A 22,260-nucleotide genomic window follows, 5' to 3' on the forward strand; every position below is an offset into this window, starting at 1 on the left:
TCGACTTGCTATGTTTGCGTCTTGAGTTGAGCGTGACCGTGCACGGGGGGCAGGGTGGAAGTGCAACACTCGATGCGACTTGTCGACCGCGAACGCGAGTTGGCCACACTGGAAGACCTGCTGGCGCGGGCCGATGCGGGACGCGGCAGCGTAGCGCTGGTGAGCGGCCCGGTGGGCAGCGGAAAAACCCAACTTCTGCAGGATTTCCATGAGCAAATAACCAATTCCCGGGCCGTGTTACTGGCGGCCACCGCGTCCCGGGCCGAGCGCCGGCTCCCGCTGGGTGTGATCGGCCAGCTGTTCCGCAGTGCGGCGCTTCCCCCGGAGTTCCACTCCTCCGTCGACGAGTTGCTGGCCGAGGAGCTGGCCGCCGACCGGGAAGCGGACGCCGACCCCGTCACGATGCAGCAGCCGGGCGCCACCGTGGCCCACGGCCTGCGCTCGCTCCTGCTGGAGCTGGGCGAGCAGCATCCGGTCGTGCTCAGCGTCGACGACCTCCAGTACGCGGACGGGCCCTCGCTCCAGGTGCTGCTGTTCCTGCAACGGCGGATGAAGGCATCGCGCACGCTGCTCCTGCTCGCCGAGCAGTCGACGGTCCGCTCGCCCCACCCACTCTTCCACGCCGAGCTGATCCGGCAGCCGAACTGCACCAGGATCCGGCTGGAGATGCTGTCCCGCTCCGGCGTGCGGGCCATGATCGGGGCCCGGCTGGGGCTGGCCAAGGCCGAGCAGCTCACCGACCGCTTCCAGGACGTGTCGGGCGGCAGCCCGCTGCTGCTGACCGCGCTCCTGGACGACCACCAGGCGGTCAGCCGGCTCGACGTCCACCGCCGCGGGACCGGCCCGTCCGGCCCCGGCCGCCGGGACGGCCACGATCCGGGGCCGGACGACGACGATGTCGAGTTCGCCTCGCGCGAGGCGTTCCGCCATGCGCTCACCGGCTGCCTGTACCGCTCGGAGTACCCCGTCTGCGAAGTGGCGCAGGCGGTGGCCGCATTGGGCGAGGTGATCTCTCCGGTCTCGCTGGGCCAGGTCCTGGGGGTCGAGACGAGCGCGGTGGACCAGGCCGTGGCCTCGCTCAGCGCCGCCGGGCTGCTCGACGACGCGGGACGCTTCAGGCACCCGGCGGCCCGCTCGGTCGTCCTGGAGGAGATGGCGCCCGAGGAGCGGCGCGGCCTCCACCTCCAGGCCGCGACCGTGCTGCACGACGAGGGCGGCCCGACGGTCAAGGTCGCCGAGCAGCTCATCGCCGCGGAGTGCGCGCCCGAGGAGTGGATGATCCACGTGCTGCGGGACGCCGCCGACCACGAACTCGCCCTGGGGCGGCCGGACATCGCCTGCGACCACCTCGAACTCGCGCTGCGCGAGTGCACCGACTCCCGGCAGCTGGCCGCTCTCACGGCACACCGCATGCGCATCGAGTGGCAGAACACCCCGCTCAAGGCCATGCGCTACGCCGACCGGCTGAAACACGCCCTGCACAAGGGATACTTGAGCGGCCGGGACGCGGGCATGCTCGTACGCAACCTGCTGTGGCACGGCCGGACCCGCGAGGCGCGCGATGCGCTGACCCACTGGGAGGCGAGCGGCACCGACAGCGACCGGGCGGCCTCGGAGGAACTCGCCGCGCTGAACGGCTGGCTGACCTACTCGCACCCCACGCTGCTCAAGGCTGCCGACGACCGTGCGGGCGGCGAGCGGCCCCCGCTCGCCCCGACCGCCGTCAGCCCCTTCGGACGGCAGGCCGTCGCCATCCTCTCCCAGGTGCTGGCCGAGGGCGCCGGCGACGAGGCGGCGGCCAGCGCCGAGGGCATCCTGCAGAGCGTCGGCCTCGACGTCACCACCCTGGAGTCGCTGCACGCCGCGCTGCTGACCCTGATCTTCGCGGACCGCCCGGACAAGGCGGCCCCCTGGTGCGACGAGCTGCTGCGGGAGGCGACGGAGCGGCGCGCCCCGACCTGGCAGGCGGTGTTCGCCTCGGTACGGGCGGACGTGGCCTGCCGGCAGGGCGACATGGCGACCGCCGTGCAGCACGGAAAGGCCGCGATCTCCCAGCTCTCCGGCACGGAGTGGGGCGTGGCGATCGGGGGCCCGCTCGCCAATCTGGTGCTCGCCTCCACGCTGATGGGCCGGCACGACGAGGCCGTGACGTACCTGAAGCTCCCCGTGCCCGCCACGATCTTCGAGAGCCGTTACGGGCTGCACTACCTCAACGCGCGTGGACACTTCCACCTGGCGACGGACCGCCCGGCCGCGGCCCTCGCCGACTTCGAGAGCTGCGGCCGTCTGATGACGGCCTGGGGCATCGACCTGCCCACCTTCATCCCCTGGCGCGGCGGCGCCGCCGAGGCCCAGCTGCGCCTCGGCCGCCCCGACCGGGCCAGGGAACTCGTCGAGGCGCAGCTCGAGCGCCCCGGGACGCACCGGCCCCGCACGCAGGGGACCTCCCTGCGCCTGCTGGCCGCGGCCAGTCCGCTCGAGGAGCGCCCGGCGCTGCTGACCAAGGCGGTGTCGCTGCTCCAGCCCGGCATCGCCCGCTTCGAACTCGCCCGTGCGCTGACCGACCTCGGCACCGCGTACGAGAAGCTGGGTGAGACGGACCGGGCGCGCGAGCACGCCGAACGGGCGGCCGCGCTCATGGAGTCCTGCCACCTGGGGACGGAGTGGCCGCAGGCGCTGCCGCTGCCGCGACCGGGCAGGCCGCCCGTCGGCGGCGGTGGCGACGGAGCGGTCGAGCCGGCGAAGCCGGGCGGAATCCCCGGTACCGGCGCCGCCTCCGGTACCGGCGCGGCGGGCGACGCGGCGCAGGGCGACGGGCCGGTGGGCGTGGCCGCGCTGAGCGAGGCGGAGCGGCGGGTCGCCGAACTCGCCGCCGCGGGAGTGACCAACCGCGCGATCGGACGGAAGCTCTTCATCACGGTCAGCACCGTCGAGCAGCATCTCACCCGGGTCTACCGCAAACTCTCGGTCAGCCGTCGCACAGATCTGGCCGCCAAACTCGGCATGGACGCGGTCGAATCGGCCTGAGGACGGCGCGGCAGGACAACGGAGGCTGTGACGTTCCGCACGAAACGAACCGCCGTGCGGGTTGTTCCGCCGCATCGTCCGTCACCCGGCCGATCGCCGGGCGGCCGAGCCCACCCACTGCTCGATCGCCTCGGCCGTCGTGGCGGCGGAGTGCTCCAGCAGCGTGAAGTGGTTTCCGGGGATTTCGCGCAGGGTGTGGGGCGCCGGCCAGGAAGAGCGCCAGCCGGTCCCGGCGGCCTCCGCCGCGCTTCCCCCTGCTTCCGCGAGGAAGGATTCGGCGGGGCGCAGGAAGAGCACGGGTGAGGCGGTCGGCCCGGGCCGGCACCGGGTGACGAGGGCGCTGTAGCGGCCCATGGCGGACAACCGGGCTGCGGTGAAGGTTCCGAAGACGTCCTCGCGTGCCAGCATCCCGTCCAGCATCTGCCCCCACAGATCGTCGGAGCCGTCCGAGCCCCCGGTGCCGCCGGAGCCGCCGACGGCGCCGGGGTCCTCGGCCGGATTGGCCGGATCAGCCGGCAGGTAGGTGTCCAGCAGCACGATTCCCTCGGGCGCGATCCCCTCGGCCTCCAGGCGGGTGGCGGTGGCGTGCGCGAACTGGCCGCCCGAGGAGTAGCCGACCAGGACGAATGCTCCGCCGTCGGCGAGCTGCCGCACTTCCCGGGCAAAGAAGTCGACGGCCGCCTCCACCGAGCCGGGCAGCGGCTCGCCGTCGGCAAAGCCGGGCGGGGCCACCACGTGGACGTCGCGGATCCCCCGGAATTCGGCCGAGAGGCGGGCGTACTGCTGCGCTCCGGCCAGCGCCATCGGCGAGGGGAAGCAGACGAGCGCGGGACGCTGCGGCCCCCGGGCGAGCGTCACCGGAGCCGTCACCGCCTTTGCGTCCACTTCGGCGGCCGCACGGAACGAGGGGCGCAGATCGGCGACGGCATGGAGCAGGGCCGTACCCTGCTCCCTCTTGCCGTCCCGGACCGCGGCCCGGAACAGCTCGTTCAGGGTTTCCGGGGCCCGCCGTCGGTCCGCGGTGCCGGAGGCTTCCGCCGTCGGCGCGTGGGCCAGCTCGCTGCGCAGATGGGCCGCGAGCCGCACTGGATTCCCTTGGTCGAACACGGCCGAGGCGGGGATCTTGAGCCCGGTGGCGGCGTTGAGGCTCTGCCGCAGTTCCAGTGCGGCGAGGGAATCGACTCCCGCCTCCAGGAAATTCCGTTCGGGATCGATCTCCGCGGAGCTGCCGTGGCCCAGCACGGCGGCGGCCTGCTCCCTCACCAGTTCGCAGAGCAGCTTCTCCTGGTCGGCCTCGCCGAGCCCGGCCAGCCGGGCGCGCAGACGGTCCGGTGCCATGGCGTCGGAGCCGCCGTCGGAACCGCCGCCGGAGGCTGCCGGATCGGCGGCCTCCGCGAGGCCGTCGGTGACGGACCCCCCGAAGAGGGCGGGCGAGTCGATCCAGTAACGGCGGTGCCGGAAGGCGTAGGTGGGCAGGTCGACGAGGCGGGCGCCGCTCCCCTCGTACAGCGCCGTCCAGTCCACGCCCGTCCCGGAGACGTACAGCCGGCTCAGCCCCGCCAGGGCGGTGCGCACCTCGTGGCGCCCCTTGCGCAGGACGGGCACGCACACCGTCCGGTCCGTCTCGTCCTCCGCCAGGCACCCCCGCGCCATCCCGGTCAGTACACCGTCCGGGCCAAGCTCCACGAACCGGGTCACCCCGCGGGAGGCCGCGGTCCGGATCCCGTCGGCGAACCGGACGGCCTGGCGGGCGTGCCGTACCCAGTAGTCGGGGGAACTCAGGTCGCCGGCGCGCGCGAGGTCGCCCGTGACGGTGGAGACGATGCCGATCCGGGGGGCATGGAAGGCCAGGCCGTCCAGGACGGCCCGGAAGTCGTCCAGCACGGGGTCCATGAGGGAGGAGTGGAAGGCGTGCGAGACCGTGAGCCGCGAGGTCTTGCGACCCTGATCGCGGAGCCGGTGTGCGACGGCCAGGACGGGTGCCTCGGGGCCGGAAATCACCACGGAGTGCGATCCGTTGACGGCGGCGATCCCGGCTCCGTCGGCCAGCAGGGGCAGGACTTCGTCCTCGGTGGCCTGGACGGCGACCATCGCCCCGCCGACCGGGAGTGCCTGCATCAGCCGACCGCGCGCCGTGATCAGGGCGCAGGCATCGGCCGGCGACAGCACCCCGGCCACGTGCGCGGCGGCGATCTCGCCGATCGAGTGCCCGACCAGCAGGTCCGGGCGGATGCCCCAGGACTCCAGCAGCCGGTACAGCGCCACCTCGATCGCGAACAAGGCGGGCTGCGCGTACTCGGTCCGGTCCAGGACCTCCTGCTGCGCCGCCTCCCCGAACAGCACGTCCTGCAACGGGAGCGCGAGCTGTCCGGCCACCTCGTCCAGAGCTGCAGCGAACACCGGGAAGGCCGCATACAGTTGCCGGCCCATCCCCACCCGCTGCGCGCCCTGCCCGGTGAACAGGAAGGCCGTCTTGCCGCCCGGCCGCGCCACACCGCTCACCGCGCCCGTGCTGCCGCCCTCGGCCAGCTCCTTCAGCCCGGCCACCAGTTCGTCCTGATCGGCGCCCGCCACCACCGCGCGGTGCCCCAGCCCTGCCCGCGTGGTCGCCAGCGAACAGGCCACGTCCACGGGGGCGGGCGCGCGCCCGTCCTCGATCCATGCCAGCAGCCGTGCCGCCTGTGCGCGCAGGGCGTCGGCGGTACCGCCGGACACCGGCCAGAGAAGCAGGTCCCGCGTGGCGTGCTGCGCCAGGGCGGACGGCGGCTCGTGCTCCGGTGGCTCCGGTGCCTGTTCCAGGATGGTGTGGGCGTTCGTGCCGCTGATCCCGAAGGACGAGACCGCGGCCCGGCGCGGACCTTGGCGGCTCTCCCACGCCTTCTCCTCGGTCAGCAGCCGGACCCGGCCGGAGGACCAGTCCACCTTGGCGGACGGCCGGTCCACGTGCAGGGTCCTGGGCAGCACCCCGTGGCGCATCGCCAGCACCATCTTGATGACCCCGGCCACTCCGGCCGCGGCCTGGGTGTGGCCGAGGTTGGACTTCACCGAGCCCAGCCACAGCGGACGCTCCGCATCCCGGTCCCGGCCGTACGTCGCCAGGAGCGCATCCGCCTCGATCGGATCGCCCAGGACCGTCCCCGTGCCGTGTGCCTCCACCGCGTCGATCTGGTCCGCGGACAGCCGGGCGGCGGCGAGCGCCTGCCGGATGACGCGTTGCTGGGCCGGGCCGTTGGGAGCCGTCAGGCCGTTGCTGGCCCCGTCCTGGTTGACGGCGGAGCCGCGTACGAGGGCCAGCACCCGGTGGCCGTTGCGCCGCGCGTCCGACAGCCGCTCCAGTACGAGCACGCCGACGCCCTCCGAGAAGCCGGTGCCGTCCGCCGCCTCGGCGAAGGACTTGCAGCGGCCGTCCGGCGCCAGCCCGCGCTGGCGGCTGAAGTCGACGAACGTGCCCGGGGTGGCCATGACCGTGACCCCTCCGGCGAGGGCGAGCGTGCACTCGCCGTTGCGCAGTGCCTGCGCGGCCAGGTGCAGGGCGACGAGGGAGGACGAGCAGGCGGTGTCCACGGTCACCGCCGGGCCCTCCAGCCCCAGGGCGTAGGCGACCCGGCCCGGGACGACGCTGCCGCTGCCGTAGCTGTTGATGTAGTCGTGGTACATCACGCCCGCGAAGACGCCGGTCGGGCTGCCGCGCAGGGCGGACGGGTCCAGCCGGGCGTTCTCCAGGGCCTCCCAGGACGTCTCCAGCAGCAGCCGCTGCTGGGGGTCGATCGCCCGTGCCTCGCGCGGTGAGATGCCGAAGAACCCGGGGTCGAAGTCGGCGGCGCCGTCGAGGAACCCGCCGTGGCGGGAGTACGTGGTGCCGTCGTGCTCGGGGTCAGGGTCGTAGAGCTTGCCGAGATCCCAGCCGCGGTCATCGGGGAACTCCCCTATGGCGTCGGCGCCCTCGGAGACCAGCTTCCACAGGTCCTCGGGTGAGCGCACGCCACCCGGGTAGCGGCAGGCCATGCCGACGATGGCGATCGGCTCCCGGGCGGCGCCGGCCAGCTTGCGGTTCTGCTCGCGCAGCCGCTCGGTCTCCTTGAGGGAGGCGCGCAGCGCCTCGACCAGCTTCGGTTCGGGAGAGGAGGACGGAGCCGACGGGGCCGACGGGGCCGACGGGGAAGGCTGCGCGGGCCCGCTGCCGGGCGGGGTGGGTCGGGTGGACTGAGCCATGTCGGTGTCACATCTCCCGTATCACGTCGGTGCTGCTGTCCGGCCCGTCGTCGATGCTGTCCGGCCCGTCCGCGCTGAATTCCGCGAGCGCCATGCTGATCAGGCTCTCGGTGTCCATGGCGTCGATGTCTTCCGATGCCCCGTCCGCCTGCTCCTCCCCCGTCACCGGGTCGTCGTCGATTCCCGCGAGTTCCAGCAGGCTGTCCATCAGGCCTGCCTCCCGCAGCCGCGACAGCGGGATCGAGGCCAGCGCGGCGCGGAGACGGTCCTCGGCCGAGCCCGTGCCCGGTCCCGATCCCGGGCGGTCGGAGTCGGCGGTACCGGCCGCGGCTTCGTCCGTCTCCAGGCCGAGTTCGTCCCACAGGTATCCGGCGACGGCGCGGGAGGTCGGGTAGTCGAAGATCAGCGCGGCGGGAAGGCGCAGCCCCGTGGCGGCGTTGAGTCCGTTGCGGAACTCCACTGCCGAGAGCGAGTCGAAGCCGAGGTCGCCGAACGCCCGGTCGACGTCCACCTCTTCGGCCCCGGCGTGTCCGAGCACGGCTGCCACCTGACCGCGGACCAGGTCGACCACCAGATCCCGCCGCTCGTGCGCGGGCGTTCCGGTCAGCCGGTCGCGCAGGCTCCGGCTGTCGGCGGGCGCCGCCGCCGGTCCGGACTGCGCAGCTCGCCGCACGGTGCCGCGCACCAGGCCGCGGAAAAGCGCCGGCAGGTCCGCCGCGGCACCGCTCGCGGCCATGGCCCGGGGGTCGAGAGCCGCGGGGACCAGGACGGCGTCGCCCGGAGTACCGGTCTGCGGCCGCCCGGTGACTGCCAGGTCGAAGAGGGCGAGCCCCTGTTCGGCGGAGAGCGCTCCGGCTCCGGATCGTGCCATGCGCCGCTTGTCGGTGGCGCTCAGCCCGCCCGCCATGCCGCCGCCGCTCGCGCTGTCACTGTCGCTGTCGTTGCCGCCGTCTGCCCACATGCCCCAGGCGAGCGAGGTCGCCACCAGGCCCTGGGCCCGGCGGTGCTGGGCGAGTGCGTCCAGGTAGGCGTTGGCCGCGGCGTAGTTGCCCTGCCCCGGGACGCCGAGGGCTCCGGCGATGGAGGAGAAGAGCACGAAGGCGGACAGGTCCAGGTCGCGGGTCAGCTCGTGCAGGTTCCAGGCGGCGTCGGCCTTGGGCCGCAGGACCGTGTCCATGCGCTCCGGCGTCAGCGAGGCGACGACCCCGTCGTCCAGGACTCCTGCGACGTGGACGACCCCGGTCAGCGGGTGTTCGGCGGGGATGCCCGCCAGGAGTTCCGCCAGCCGGTCCCGGTCGGCCGCATCGCAGGCGGCCAGGGTCACCGTGGCTCCCAGGGCGGTGAGTTCCGCGTGGAGTCCGGCGGCTCCCGGGGCGTCCGGGCCGCGGCGGCTGGTCAGCAGCAGTCGGCGCACCCCGCGCTCGGCGACGAGGTGGCGGGCGACCAGGGTGCCGAGTGCGCCGGTCGCGCCCGTGATCAGTACGGTCCCGTCCGCGTCCCACACTGCCTCGGGTGCGGTGCCGGCGCTGTGGGTCGAGGCCCTGGCCAGCCGAGGTACGTACAACTCGCCCTTGCGCAGGGCGAGCTGGGGATCGTCCGGGCGTATCGCCCGGGGCAGGGCCGCGAGCGAGGCGTCGGACCCGTCCACGTCGATCAGGACGATACGGTCCGGGTTCTCCATCTGCGCGGCGCGGACCAGCCCGCCGACCGCTGCACCGGCCAGGTCGGTCACGTCCTCGGTGCCGGTCGTCACGGCTCCGCGGGTGACCACTGCAAGGGTGGTGTCGGCGAACCGCTCGTCGGCCAGCCACTGCTGCAATGTCTCCAGAACCCTCGCCAGCACGGTGTGAACGTCCTCGGCACCGCCAGCCGCACCGACTGCGGAAAGGGTGACGATGTCAGGGACCGGGGTCGACTCGGTGAGGTCTTCGTACGCGCCTACGGTCAGCGAACCCGTCGCGCCGGCCGGCACCACAGGCACCCAGTCCACGCGGTAGAGGGAGTCGTGGAAGGCCGTACGGGCGGTCTGGGCCAGCTGCTCGGTGGCGAGCGGCCGTACGTCCAGGCGCTCGACCCGGGCCACCGGATGACCGGCTGCGTCCGCCAGCTCCAGCGATACCGCACCGCTGCCGTCGAGAGGGCGTATGTGCACCCGGAGGACCGATGCGCCTGTCGCGTACAGCTCGACGCCCGACCAGGCGAAGGGAAGACCCGCCTCTTCTCCCGCGGACGTCAGCCCGATCGTGTGCAACGCCGCGTCGAACAGCGCCGGATGAAGCCCGAATCCCGCAACATCCACCGACTCCGGAAGCGCCACCTCGGCACACACACCACCACCATCGACCCGCCAGGCCGCCCGCAGACCACGGAAGACCGGCCCGTACAGCAGCCCGCCTTCCGCGTAGCGCTCATACAGCCCGTCCAACGAGACCGGCTCGGCTCCCGCCAGGGGCCACTCCGCAAGGCCGGCCGCCTCATCCGCCGTACGCGAGCGAACGGCAAGCACGCCCGATGCGTGCCGCGTCCAGGGAAGGTCAGTGGGGGCGTCGGTGGAACGGGAGTGGATGCTGAAGGTGCGGCTGCCCGAGTCGTCGGCGGCGTTGACCACGAGCTGGGTGTGCACCGCCCCGCGGTCGGGGAGCACCAACGGTGTTTCCAGTGTCATTTCGGTCAGCGTTGCGCACTCGACGTGGTCGGCAGCCGCGATCGCCATTTCGACGAAGCCGGTGCCCGGGAAGAGCACGCTGTCACCAATGGCGTGATCGGCCAGCCAGGGCTGGGCCTGCGTCGACAGACGACCGTTGAACAGCACCGCTTCGGAGTCGGCCAAGGTGACCGCAGCGCCGAGAAGCGGATGCTCGGCAACGTTCGATGTCGCGCCGAACGGGGAGTAGCCGTCGATCCAGTAGCGCTGGCGTTGGAAGGGGTAGGTGGGGAGGTCGGTGGGGTGGGGGTGGTGGGGGGCGTAGAAGGTTTGCCAGGTGATGGGGTGGCCGCGGGTCCAGAGGCGGGCGAGGGCTTTGGTGGTCTCGGGTGTTTCGGGGTGGTTGCGGCGGAGGGTGGGGATGAAGGCCCTGTCTGTGCCGGTGGTGGTGTCGGGGAGGCAGTCCTGGGCCATGGCGGTCAGGACGGCGTCGGGGCCCAGCTCCAGGAAGGTGGTGACGCCCTCGGTGGCCAGTGTTTGTATGCCGTCGGCGAAGCGGACAGCTTGACGGGCGTGCTGGACCCAGTACTCGGGTGAGGTGAGGTCTTCGGCTGTTGCGAGCTGCCCGGTGACGTTGGAGACGACGGGGATCTGCGGGGCCTGGAAGGCCAGGCCGTCCAGGACCGTGCGGAAGTCGTCCAGCATCGGATCCATCAACGCCGAGTGGAAAGCGTGGGAGACCTTCAGCTGCGAGGTCTTACGGCCCTGCGCGCGCAGCTGGTCCGCGATGACCAGTACGGGCACCTCGGGACCCGAGATCACTACCGAGCGCGGCCCGTTGATCGCGGCAATCCCGGCGCCGTCCCTCAGCAGGGGCTGGACTTCGTCCTCGGTGGCCTGGACGGCCACCATCACCCCGCCCGCGGGCAGGGCCTGCATCAACCGCCCGCGCGCCGCCACCAGAGCGCACGCATCCGCCAAGGACAGCACTCCAGAGACGTAGGCAGCCGCGATCTCGCCAACCGAGTGCCCGGCCAGGAAGTCCGGGCGTACCCCCCAGGACTCCACCAGCCGGTACAACGCCACCTCGATCGCGAACAGAGCGGGCTGCGCGAACTCCGTCCGGTCCAGGACCCCCTGCTCGTCCCCGAACATCACATCCTTCAGGGGAAGTTCCAGGTGCCCGCAAACCTCGTCCAGCGCCGCCGCGAAAACGGGGAAAGCCTCATACAGCTCCCCGCCCATTCCCACACGCTGCGCACCCTGCCCCGTGAACAGGAACGCCAGCCGTCCCTCGCTCACCGTCCCCTGCACCAGCGATCCGTCGGTCAGCTGTGCCCGCGCCTGCGCGCGGTCCACCGCCAGCACCACCGCACGATGCTCCAAGCCGGCCCGGGTCACAGCCAGCGAATACGCCACATCCGCCAGACCAGGCCCGTCCTCGCCCTCAAGCAAGGCCAGCAAGCCCGCAGCCTGATCACGCAGCGCCTGGGTCGTGCCTCCGGAGATCGGCAGAAGCAGCGGAGTTCCCTGCGGCCGCTCCGGCGCCCCCGAGGGCGACTCGGCTTTCTCCGCGGGGGCTTCCTCCAGGATGGTGTGGGCGTTGGTGCCGCTGATGCCGAAGGAGGAGACCGCGGCCCGGCGCAGACCCTGGTCGCCCTCCCACGGGCGTTCCTCGGTCAGCAGCCGCACCGCACCCGCGTCCCAGTCCACCTTCCTGGACGGCTCATCCACATGCAGCGTCCTGGGCAGCACACCCTGCCGCATCGCCATCACCATCTTGATGATCCCGGCCACTCCGGCCGCGGCCTGGGTGTGGCCGAGGTTGGACTTCACCGACCCCAGCCACAATGGCCGCTCTGCATCCCGCTCCCGGCCGTATGTCGCCAACAACGCCTGCGCCTCGATCGGATCGCCGAGCACCGTGCCCGTGCCATGCGCCTCCACCACGTCCACGTCCCGCGCCGTCAGTCCGGCGTTCGCCAGCGCGGCCCGGATGACGCGCTGCTGCGACGGGCCATTGGGAGCCGTCAGGCCATTGCTCGCACCATCCTGATTCACTGCCGACCCACGCACCACCGCCAGCACCCGGTGCCCCTTCCGCCGCGCGTCCGACAGCCGCTCCACCACCAGCACGCCGACGCCCTCGGACCAGCCCGTGCCGTCCGCCGCCTCGGCGAAGGACTTGCAGCGGCCGTCCCGCGCAAGCCCACGCTGCCTGCTGAACTCGACGAAAGTGGCCGGGGTGGACATCACCGTGACGCCACCCACCAGTGCCAGCGAGCACTCGCCGTTGCGCAGCGCCTGGCCCGCCAGGTGCAGGGCCACGAGCGAGGACGAGCATGCGGTGTCCACGGTCACCGCCGGACCCTCCAGCCCGAAGGTGTAGGCGATGCGACCGGAGACGATGCTGCCCGCGCTGTGGCTGGTCGGGTAGTCGTGGTACATCACGCCGGCGAAGACGCCGGTGTCGCTGCCCTTGAGCGTGCCCGGGTCGATGCCGGCCCGCTCGAACGCCTCCCAGGACGCCTCCAGCAGCAGGCGCTGCTGCGGGTCCGTGCTGAGCGCTTCGTTCGGCGCGATCCGGAAGAAGGCGGCGTCGAAATCGGCCGCGTCGTGCAGGAAGCCGCCCTCGCGGACGTACGTCGTGTCGGGGCGCTCGCCAGTGGGGTCGTACAGGGCGTCGACGTCCCAGCCCCGGTCGTGGGGGAAGTCGGAGACGGTGTCCGCCCCTTCGGCTATCAGCCGCCACAGGTCCTCGGGCGACCGGATGCCGCCCGGGTAGCGGCAGGACATCCCGACGATGACGATCGGGTCGTCGTCGGTGGGTACTCCCCTACGGGCCAGGGCGGCGCCCGTGAGGGCCGTGGAGGTGTCCAGCGCGCCCAGGATTTCGTCGTGCAGGAAGGCCGCAAGGATCTCGGAGTTGGGATAGTCGAAGACCAGGGTGGCCGGCAGGCGCAGGCCGGTGGCGGTGTTGAGGCCGTTGCGCAGTTCGACCGAGGACAGCGAGTCGAAGCCGAGTTCCTTGAAGGCCCGGTCGGGGGCGATGGCCCCGGGTGAGGAGTGGCCGAGTACGGCGGCGACCTGGCCCCGTACGACGTCCAGCAGGGCCCGCTTACGCTCGGCCTCGGAGAGTGCCGACAGGCGGTTGAACAGCGAGTCGGCGGTGGGGCTGTCAATGGCGGCTGCGGTACGGCGCACGACGGGGACGAGGCTGTGGAAGAGGGTGGGCAGGGTCCTGCCCTGCGCACGCAATGCCCCCGCGTCCAGCTTCACCGGGACCAGCGCCGCATCCGCGCGCCACCCCGCATCGAACAGCCCCAGCCCTTCGGCGGCCGTCAGCGGCAGCACTCCACCACGCGCCATCCGCGCACGATCACCTGCCGACAGGCCGCCGCCCATCCCACCGACGACACCATCACCAGACCACAGACCCCACGCCAGCGCAGCACCCGGCAAACCCTGCACCACACGCTGCTCCACCAGCGCATCCAAAAACGCATTCGCGGCCGCATAACTCCCCTGCCCCGGAACACCCAGCACACCCGCAGCAGAAGAAAACACGACAAAGCCATCCAGCGTGGTATCGCGGGTCAGCTCATGCAGATTCCACGCACCATCCACCTTCGGCCGCAACACCGCCGCCAAACGCTCAGCAGACAACGACCCCACAACACCGTCATCCAGCACACCCGCCGCATGCACCACCACACGCAGCCCGTCAATCCCAGCCAGCAGCTCTTCCGCAGCCACACGATCAGCCACATCACACGCCACCACCGACACATCCGCACCCAGCGCAGACAGCTCCGCCACCAGCTCCTCCGCACCAGGAGCAGCCAGACCACGCCGACTGGTCAACACCAGCCGCCGCACCCCCCACACCCCCACCACATGCCGAGCCAGCAACGCACCCAGACCACCCGTCCCACCAGTGATCAAAACCGCACCCTCACCCGACCACGCCGCGGACCGGACCGGAGCGGCAGCCCGCGCCAGCCGAGCACCACACACCACCCCACCCCGCACCACAACCTGCGACTCACCCGAACCCACAACACCAGCCAGAAGGCCGGTCGGTTCAGGTGCTCCGTCCTCGGTGTCCACCAAGACGATCCGACCCGGATGCTCCGCCTGCGCCGAGCGCACCAGACCCCACACCGCGGCACCGGCAAGATCGGTGACACCTTCGCCGTCCACCGACACCGCACCCTGCGTCAGCACCACCAGACGCGAATCCGCAAACCGCTCCTCCACCAACCACCGCTGCAGCGCCTCCAAAACCCCCGCCACCACGGCATGAACGCCATCAGCACCACCCGTCACACCAACCGCGGAAAGCGTGACGACGTCAGGCACCGGGACAGAGTCAGTGAGCCCGTCATACGCACCTACGGTCAGCGCCCCCACCGGCTCGGCGACCGCCACCGGCACCCAGTCCACACGGTAGAGGGAGTCGTGAAAGGCCGTACTGGCGGCCTGGGTCAGTTGCTCGGCGGCGAGCGGCCGTACGTCGAGGCGCTCGACCAGCGCCACCGGCCGGCCCGCCGCATCCGCCAGTTCAAGCGATACCGCACCGCTGCCGTTAAGGGGGCGCACCCGGACCCGGAGCACTGACGCGCCCGTCGCAAAAATCTCCACGCCCGACCACGCGAACGGAAGACCGGCCCGCTCCCCCGCCGACGTCAGCCCCACCGCATGCAACGCCGCATCGAACACCGCCGGATGCAGCCCGAACCCCGCAACATCCGCCGACTCCGGAAGCCCCACCTCGGCACACACGCCACCATCGACCCGCCAGGCCGCCCGCAGCCCACGGAAAACCGGCCCGTACGAGAGGCCGCCCTCCGCATACCGCTCGTACACCCCGTCCAGCGACAACAGCTCGGCACCGGCCGGCGGCCACTCGCTCAGATCAATCGCTCCGCCGCCCGACGAGCGCGCCGCAAGCACACCCGACGCATGCCGCGTCCACGGAACGTCGGCCATCGCGTCCTCGCCCCGCGAGAACACCCGCACCGACCGCGCCCCCGAACCATCCGGAGCGCCCACCACCACCTGCACCTGGACCCCGCCACGCTCCGGAAGCACCAGCGGCGCCTCCAGCGTCAGCTCGTCCAATACCCCGCACCCCACCTGGTCCCCCGCCCGAACCGCCAGCTCGACGAAACCGGTGCCGGGGAAGAAGATCGAGTCGCCCACGACGTGGTCGGCCAGCCAGGGCTGGGTCTGCGTCGACAGACGGCCGCTGAACAGCACTTCCTCCGAGTCGGCCGGGACGATCGCAGCGCCCAGCAGCGGGTGGTCGGTCGCACCGAGGCCGATGGCGCTCGGGTCGCCGTGGTCGGTCGGCGTCTGGGACCAGAAGCGGCGGCGCCGGAAGGCGTAGGTGGGCAGGTCGACCTGGCGTGCTCCGGTGTTCGCGAAGACTGCGGCCCAGTCCACCGGCGTTCCGGTGGTGTGCAGGGCGGCCAGGCCCGTCAGTGCCGTCCGTACCTCGTCCCGGCCCTTCCGCAGCAGCGTTGCGCACAGGATGCGCCCGGACTCGTCCTCCGTGAGGCAGCCCTGCGCCAGACCGGTCAGCACGCCGTCCGGGCCCAGCTCCACGAAGCGGGTGGCCCCGCGGGCGACCGCGCTCCGCACTCCGTCCGCGAAGCGCACCGCTTGACGGGCGTGCCGCACCCAGTACTCCGGCGATGCCAGGTCCTGCTCCGCGGCCGGTTCCCCGGTCAGGGTGGAGATGATCGTCAGCCGGGACTCGTGGAAGGCCAGGCCGTCCAGCACGGCCCGGAAGTCCTCCAGCATCGGTTCCATCAATCCTGAGTGGAAGGCGTGCGAGACTTTGAGCTGCGAGGTCTTGCGGCCCTGGGCACGCAGCTGCGTCACGATCCCCGTGACCGCCGCCTCCGGGCCGGAGAGCACCACGGACCGGGGCCCGTTGATCGACCCGATGCCCGCGCCGTCCTTCAGCAGCGGCAGGACCTCGTCCTCGGACGCCTCGACGGCGACCATCACCCCGCCCGCCGGAAGCTCCTGCATCAGCCGCCCGCGCGCGGCCACCAGAGCACAGGCGTCGGCGAGTGACAGGATCCCGGCGACATGAGCGGCCGCGATCTCGCCGATCGAGTGCCCGACCAGGAAGTCCGGGCGGATGCCCCAAGACTCCACCAGCCGGTACAGCGCCACCTCAACAGCGAACAACGCAGGCTGGGCGTACTCGGTACGGTTCAGTGTTTCCTGGCCGGCCGGGTCGAACAGCACGTCCTTCAGCGGGAGTTCGAGCAGTTCGCAGACCTCGTCCAGGGCGGTGGCGAAGGCCGGGAAGGCCGCGTACAGCTCCTGTCCCATCCCGGCGCGCTGCGCGCCCTGCCCTGTGAACAGGAAGGCCGTCTTGCCGCCCGCTCGTGCGGCACCGCTCGCCGCCCCGGCGCCGCCCTCGGCCACCTCCCGCAGCGCGGCGACCAGCTCTTCGCGGTCCGCGCCCAGCACCACCGCGCGCTGCTCCAGCGCGGCCCGTGTGGTGGCCAGTGAGTGGCCCACGTCCGCCGGGCGCAGCGCGGGGTGTTCTTCCGCGAACGCCGCCAGTCGTGCCGCCTGTGCGCGCAGTGCCTCCTCGCCGCGTGCCGAGACGACCCACGGCACGACCGGGGCGCCGGACACAGGCTCTTCGGGCGTCTCCTCGTCGTCGGGGACAGGCTGTTCGATGATGACGTGGGCGTTGGTGCCGCTGATGCCGAAGGAGGAGATGCCCGCGCGGCGCGGGCGTCCGGCGCTCCACTGCACGTCCTCCGTCAGCAGCCGCACCTCGCCCGCCGACCAGTCCACGTGCGTGGACGGCTCGTCCACGTGCAGCGTCCTGGGCAGCGTGCCGTGGCGCATGGCCATGACCATCTTGATGATTCCGGCGACGCCGGCCGCGCCCTGGGTGTGCCCGATGTTCGACTTGACCGAGCCGAGCCACAGCGGGCGCTCCTGCGGACGGTCCTGGCCGTAGGTCGCCAGCAGGGCCTGGGCTTCGATGGGGTCGCCCAGGGCCGTGCCCGTACCGTGCGCCTCGACCGCGTCCACGTCGCCCGTCGTCAGGCCTGCGTTCGCCAGCGCCTGCCGGATGACGCGCTGCTGGGACGGGCCGTTCGGCGCCGTCAGGCCGTTGCTGGCGCCGTCCTGGTTGACGGCGGACCCGCGGACGACCGCCAGCACCCGGTGGCCGTTGCGCCGCGCATCCGACAGCCGCTCCACCACCAGCACGCCCACGCCCTCGGCCCAGCCCGTGCCGTCGGCGGCCGCGGCGAACGCCTTGCAGCGGCCGTCGCGGGACAGTCCGCGCTGGCGGCTGAACTCCACGAAGGCAGCAGGGGACGCCATGATCGTCACGCCGCCGGCCAGAGCGAGGGTGCACTCGCCGTTGCGCAGCGCCTGACCGGCCAGGTGCAGGGCCACCAGCGAGGACGAGCAGGCGGTGTCCACGGTCACCGCCGGACCCTCCAGCCCGAGCGTGTAGGCGACGCGTCCGGAGACGATGCTGCCGGAGCTGCTGCTGCCGGTGTAGTCGTGGTAGACGACGCCCGCGAAGACGCCGGTGGAAGAGCCCTTGAGTGCGGTCGGATCGATGCCGGCGCGCTCCAGGGCCTCCCAGGAGGTCTCAAGGAGAAGGCGCTGCTGGGGGTCGGTGATCAGGGCCTCGTTCGGGCTGATGCCGAAGAAGTCCGCGTCGAAGTCGGCGGCGTCGTGCAGGAAGCCGCCTTCGCGGACGTATGTGGTGTCCTCACGGGACCCGGTCGGGTCGTAGAGGCGGTCCACGTTCCAGCCGCGGTCGTCGGGGAAGTCGGTGAGGGCGTCGGTGCCGTCGGCGACCAGCTGCCACAGGTCCTCGGGCGACGCGACGCCGCCAGGGAAGCGGCAGGCCATGCCCACGACGGCGATCGGGTCGTCGGCGGCCGCGACGGCCGTGGGCACAGCGCTCGCCAGGGCCACCGCCCCGGAGACCTCGGCCAGGAGGTGGCCGGCGAGGTCGGCTGCGGTGGGGTAGTCGAAGACCAGGGTGGAGGGCAGGCGCAGGCCGGTGGCGGCGTTGAGGCTGTTGCGCAGCTCCACGGCGGTGAGCGAGTCGAAGCCGAGATCACTGAAGGCCCGGTCGGGTGCGATGGAGTCCGGGGTGGCATGGCCGAGTACGGCGGCGACCTGACCCCGTACGACATCGAGGACGGCCGCGCGGCGCTCGTCCTCGGGGAGCGCGGCGAGCTGCTCGCCGAGGGTGGTTTCGGCGGCGGTCTCGGTGCGGGGGGCGGCATGGTGGTGCAGGGGGTGGCCCACCAGGTTGTGGAAGAGGGTGGGCAGGGTCCTGCCCTGCGCACGCAATGCCCCCGCGTCCAGCTTCACCGGGACCAGCGCCGCATCCGCGCGCCACCCCGCATCGAACAGCCCCAGCCCTTCGGCAGCCGTCAGCGGCAGCACTCCACCACGCGCCATCCGCGCACGATCACCTGCCGACAGGCCGCCGCCCATCCCACCGACGACACCATCACCAGACCACAGACCCCACGCCAGCGCAGCACCCGGCAAACCCTGCACCACACGCTGCTCCACCAGCGCATCCAAAAACGCATTCGCGGCCGCATAACTCCCCTGCCCCGGAACACCCAGCACACCCGCAGCAGAAGAAAACACGACAAAGCCATCCAGCGTGGTATCGCGGGTCAGCTCATGCAGATTCCACGCACCATCCACCTTCGGCCGCAACACCGCCGCCAAACGCTCAGCAGACAACGACCCCACAACACCGTCATCCAGCACACCCGCCGCATGCACCACCACACGCAGCCCGTCAATCCCAGCCAGCAGCTCTTCCGCAGCCACACGATCAGCCACATCACACGCCACCACCGACACATCCGCACCCAGCGCAGACAGCTCCGCCACCAGCTCCTCCGCACCAGGAGCAGCCAGACCACGCCGACTGGTCAACACCAGCCGCCGCACCCCCCACACCCCCACCACATGCCGAGCCAGCAACGCACCCAGACCACCCGTCCCACCAGTGATCAAAACCGCACCCTCACCCGACCACGCCGCGGACCGGACCGGAGCGGCAGCCCGCGCCAGCCGAGCACCACACACCACCCCACCCCGCACCACAACCTGCGACTCACCCGAACCCACAACACCAGCCAACAGGCTGACGGAGTCGTCCGGTTCATCGCCCGGGGAGAGATCCACCAGCGTCACCCGGCCCGGATGCTCGGCCTGCGTCGAGCGCACCAGACCCCACACCGCGGCACCGGCAAGATCGGTGACACCTTCGCCGTCCACCGACACCGCACCCTGCGTCAGCACCACCAGACGCGAATCCGCAAACCGCTCCTCCACCAACCACCGCTGCAGCGCCTCCAAAACCCCCGCCACCACGGCATGAACACCATCAGCACCACCCGTCACACCAACCGCGGAAAGCGTGACGACGTCAGGCACCGGGACAGAGTCAGTGAGCCCGTCATACGCACCTACGGTCAGCGCCCCCACCGGCTCGGCGACCGCCACCGGCACCGGCACCGGCACCGGCACCGCCACCGCCACCGGCACCCAGTCCACGCGGTACATGGAGGCCAGGTCGCCGCCACTGGCGGCCGTGTCCTGGATCCAGTAGTGCTCGCGCTGGAAGGCGTACGTGGGCAGGTCCGCACGGTGTGCGCCGTATCCGGCGAAGAGGCCGTTCCAGTCGACGTGCCGGCCGCGTGTCCACAGCCGGGCCAGTGCGGTGACTGCCTCCGGGCTCTCGGGGCGGTTGCGGCGCAGTACGGAGACGAAGGCGCGATCGGTGCCGTCGTCGGGGACGCACTGCTGGGCCATGGCGGTCAGAACGGCATCGGGGCCCAGCTCCAGGAAAGTGGTGACGCCTTCCGCGGCCAGGGCCCTTATGCCGTCGGCGAAGCGGACCGGTTGGCGGACGTGCCGGACCCAGTAGTCGGGGGACGTCAGTTCCCGCGCCGCTGCCAGGTACCCGGTGACGTTGGAGACGACGGGGATCTTCGGCTCGTGGAAGGAGAGCTTCTCCACGACCTGCCGGAAGTCCTCCAGCATCGGGTCCATCAGCGAGGAGTGGAAGGCGTGGGAGACCTTCAGCTGCGAGGTCTTGCGGCCCTGAGCACGAAGCTGCTCGCTGATCGCCAGTACGGGCGCCTCGGGGCCCGAAATCACCACCGCCTCCGGCCCGTTGACGGCGGCGATCCCGGCGCCGTCCGCCAGCAAGGGCAGGATCTCGTCCTCGGTGGCCTGGACGGCGACCATCGCGCCGCCGTCCGGGAGCCCTTGCATCAGCCGCCCGCGCGCCGCGACCAAGGTGCAGGCATCCGCCAGCGACAGCACCCCGGCCGCGTGCGCGGCCGCGATCTCGCCGACCGAGTGCCCGGCCACGTAGTCCGGGCGTATCCCCCAGGACTCCACCAGCCGGTACAGCGCCACCTCGACAGCGAACAACGCAGGCTGCGCGAACTCGGTCCGGCCCAGCACCCCCTGATCGTCCCCGAACACCACGTCCCTCAGTGGCAGTTCCAGGTGCTCGCCAACCTCGTCAAACGCCTGGGCGTAAACCGGAAACGCCTCGTACAGCTCCCGGCCCATCCCCACACGCTGCGCACCCTGCCCCGTGAACAGGAATGCCAGCTGCCCCTCGGTGCTCACGCCGCGCACCGCACCGGCGCGGCCCTCGGCCACCACGCGCAGTCCGTCGGTCAGTTCGGCCCTGTCGGTGCCCAGCACCACTGCGCGCTGCTCCAGCGCGGCACGGCCCGTGCTCAGCGAGTAGGCCACGTCGAGCGGTGCGGGCGCGTCCTCGCCGTCGATGCGGGCCAGCAGCCGGGCGGCCTGCTCGCGCAGGGCGTCGGGAGTGGCGCCGGAGACCGGCCAGGGCAGCGGCGTGCCCTGCGGCCAGGCCCGCTGCTCCGGCGATTCCCCGTCGGCTTCCGCGGGGGCTTCCTCCAGGATGGTGTGGGCGTTCGTGCCGCTGATCCCGAAGGCGGAGACCGCAGCCCGGCGCGGACCCCGGTCGCCGCCCTCCCACGGCCGTCCCTCGGTCAGCAGCCGCACCGCACCCGCATCCCAGTCCACCTTCGTGGACGGCTCATCCACATGCAGCGTCCTGGGCAGCACCCCCTGCCGCATCGCCATCACCATCTTGATGACGCCGGCAACACCCGCCGCGGCCTGCGTGTGACCCAGATTCGACTTCACCGAACCCAGCCACAACGGACGCCCCGCATCCCGGTCCCGACCGTACGTCGCCAGCAGCGCCTGCGCCTCGATCGGATCGCCCAGCACCGTGCCCGTGCCGTGCGCCTCCACCACGTCGACCTGGTCCGAGGACAGCCGCGCGTTCGCCAGCGCGTCCCAGATGACGCGCTGCTGCGACGGGCCGTTGGGAGCCGTCAGGCCATTGCTCGCACCGTCCTGATTCACGGCCGACCCGCGCACCACCGCCAGCACCGGATGCCCGTTGCGCTGCGCATCCGACAACCGCTCCACCAGCAGCACGCCTGCGCCCTCGGACCAGCCCGTGCCGTCGGCCGACTCGGAGAACGCCTTGCACCGGCCGTCTGCGGCCAGCCCGCGCTGCCTGCTGAAGGCGACGAACGGTCCGGGGGTGGCCATCACGGTCGCGCCCCCGGCGAGGGCGAGCGTGCACTCGCCGTTGCGCAGCGCCTGCACGGCCAGGTGCAGGGCGACCAGCGAGGACGAGCAGGCGGTGTCCACGGTGACGGCCGGGCCTTCCAGGCCCAGGACGTAGGAGAGGCGGCCGGAGAGGACGGCGGCGTTGCTGCCGGTGGCCATGTAGGCCGCGGACTCCTCGGGCAGGGGCAGGTCGAAGTAGGTCTGGCCGTTGGTGCCGACGAACACGCCGACGCGCTCGCCGTGCAGCGAGTCGGGGGCGATGCCGCCGCGTTCGAAGGCCTCCCAGGTGGTTTCCAGGAGCAGCCGCTGCTGGGGGTCCATGGCCAGGGCCTCGCGCGGCGAGATGCCGAAGAAGGCGGGGTCGAACCCGGCGGCGTCGTGGAGGAAGCCGCCCTTGCGGGTGTAGTCCGAGCCGGTGCCGTCCGCCGGCCGGTCCGCGGGCTCCGGTGCCGGGCCGAGGTCCCAGCCGCGGTCCTGGGGGAAGTCCCCGATGGCGTCGGTTCCTTCGGCGACCAGCCGCCACAGGTCCTCGGGGCTGTTCACCCCGCCGGGGAAGCGGCAGCTCATTGCGACGATCGCAATGGGCTCGCGGTCGGCGTTCTCGACGTCCCGCAGCCGCTGCTTGGTGGCGTGCAGGTCCGCGGTCGTCCGCTTGAGGTAGTCGAGCAGCTTTGCTTCATTCACGTTCGCCATCAGGGCCTCGCCGTGTG

3 protein-coding genes are annotated in these 22,260 nt (G+C 72.0%); 1 reads left to right on the forward strand and 2 read right to left on the reverse strand.

Annotated elements, in window-relative coordinates; translation table 11 throughout:
* Positions 1-72: 72 nt before the first annotated feature.
* Positions 73-3,027 carry a helix-turn-helix transcriptional regulator gene (locus AC1Z4A_RS01925; RefSeq protein ID WP_483676063.1) on the forward strand — a complete coding sequence of 985 codons (2,955 nt, stop codon included), beginning with the start codon at positions 73-75 and terminating at the stop codon, positions 3,025-3,027.
* 81 nt (positions 3,028-3,108) lie between these two features.
* On the opposite strand, the gene AC1Z4A_RS01930 is transcribed toward AC1Z4A_RS01925, so the two are convergent.
* Both AC1Z4A_RS01930 and AC1Z4A_RS01935 read right to left on the reverse strand, forming a co-directional pair.
* Positions 3,109-7,239 carry a type I polyketide synthase gene (locus tag AC1Z4A_RS01930; protein ID WP_483676064.1) on the reverse strand — a complete coding sequence of 1,377 codons (4,131 nt, stop codon included), beginning with the start codon at positions 7,237-7,239 and terminating at the stop codon, positions 3,109-3,111.
* A 7-nt stretch (positions 7,240-7,246) separates the two neighbouring features.
* Positions 7,247-22,234 (reverse strand): SDR family NAD(P)-dependent oxidoreductase, encoded by a 14,988-nt coding sequence (locus tag AC1Z4A_RS01935; protein WP_483676065.1) that lies wholly within the window; start codon positions 22,232-22,234, stop codon positions 7,247-7,249.
* Positions 22,235-22,260: the final 26 nt, after the last annotated feature.

This window comes from Streptomyces sp. 17_S59 (assembly GCF_056930295.1).

Bases quoted from the DNA above. Each gene is read 5' to 3' on its own strand.
- AC1Z4A_RS01925 (WP_483676063.1), top strand. From the start codon at position 73: ATGCGACTTGTCGACCGCGAACGCGAGTTGGCCACACTGGAAGACCTG.
- AC1Z4A_RS01930 (WP_483676064.1), bottom strand. From the start codon at position 7,239: ATGGCTCAGTCCACCCGACCCACCCCGCCCGGCAGCGGGCCCGCGCAG.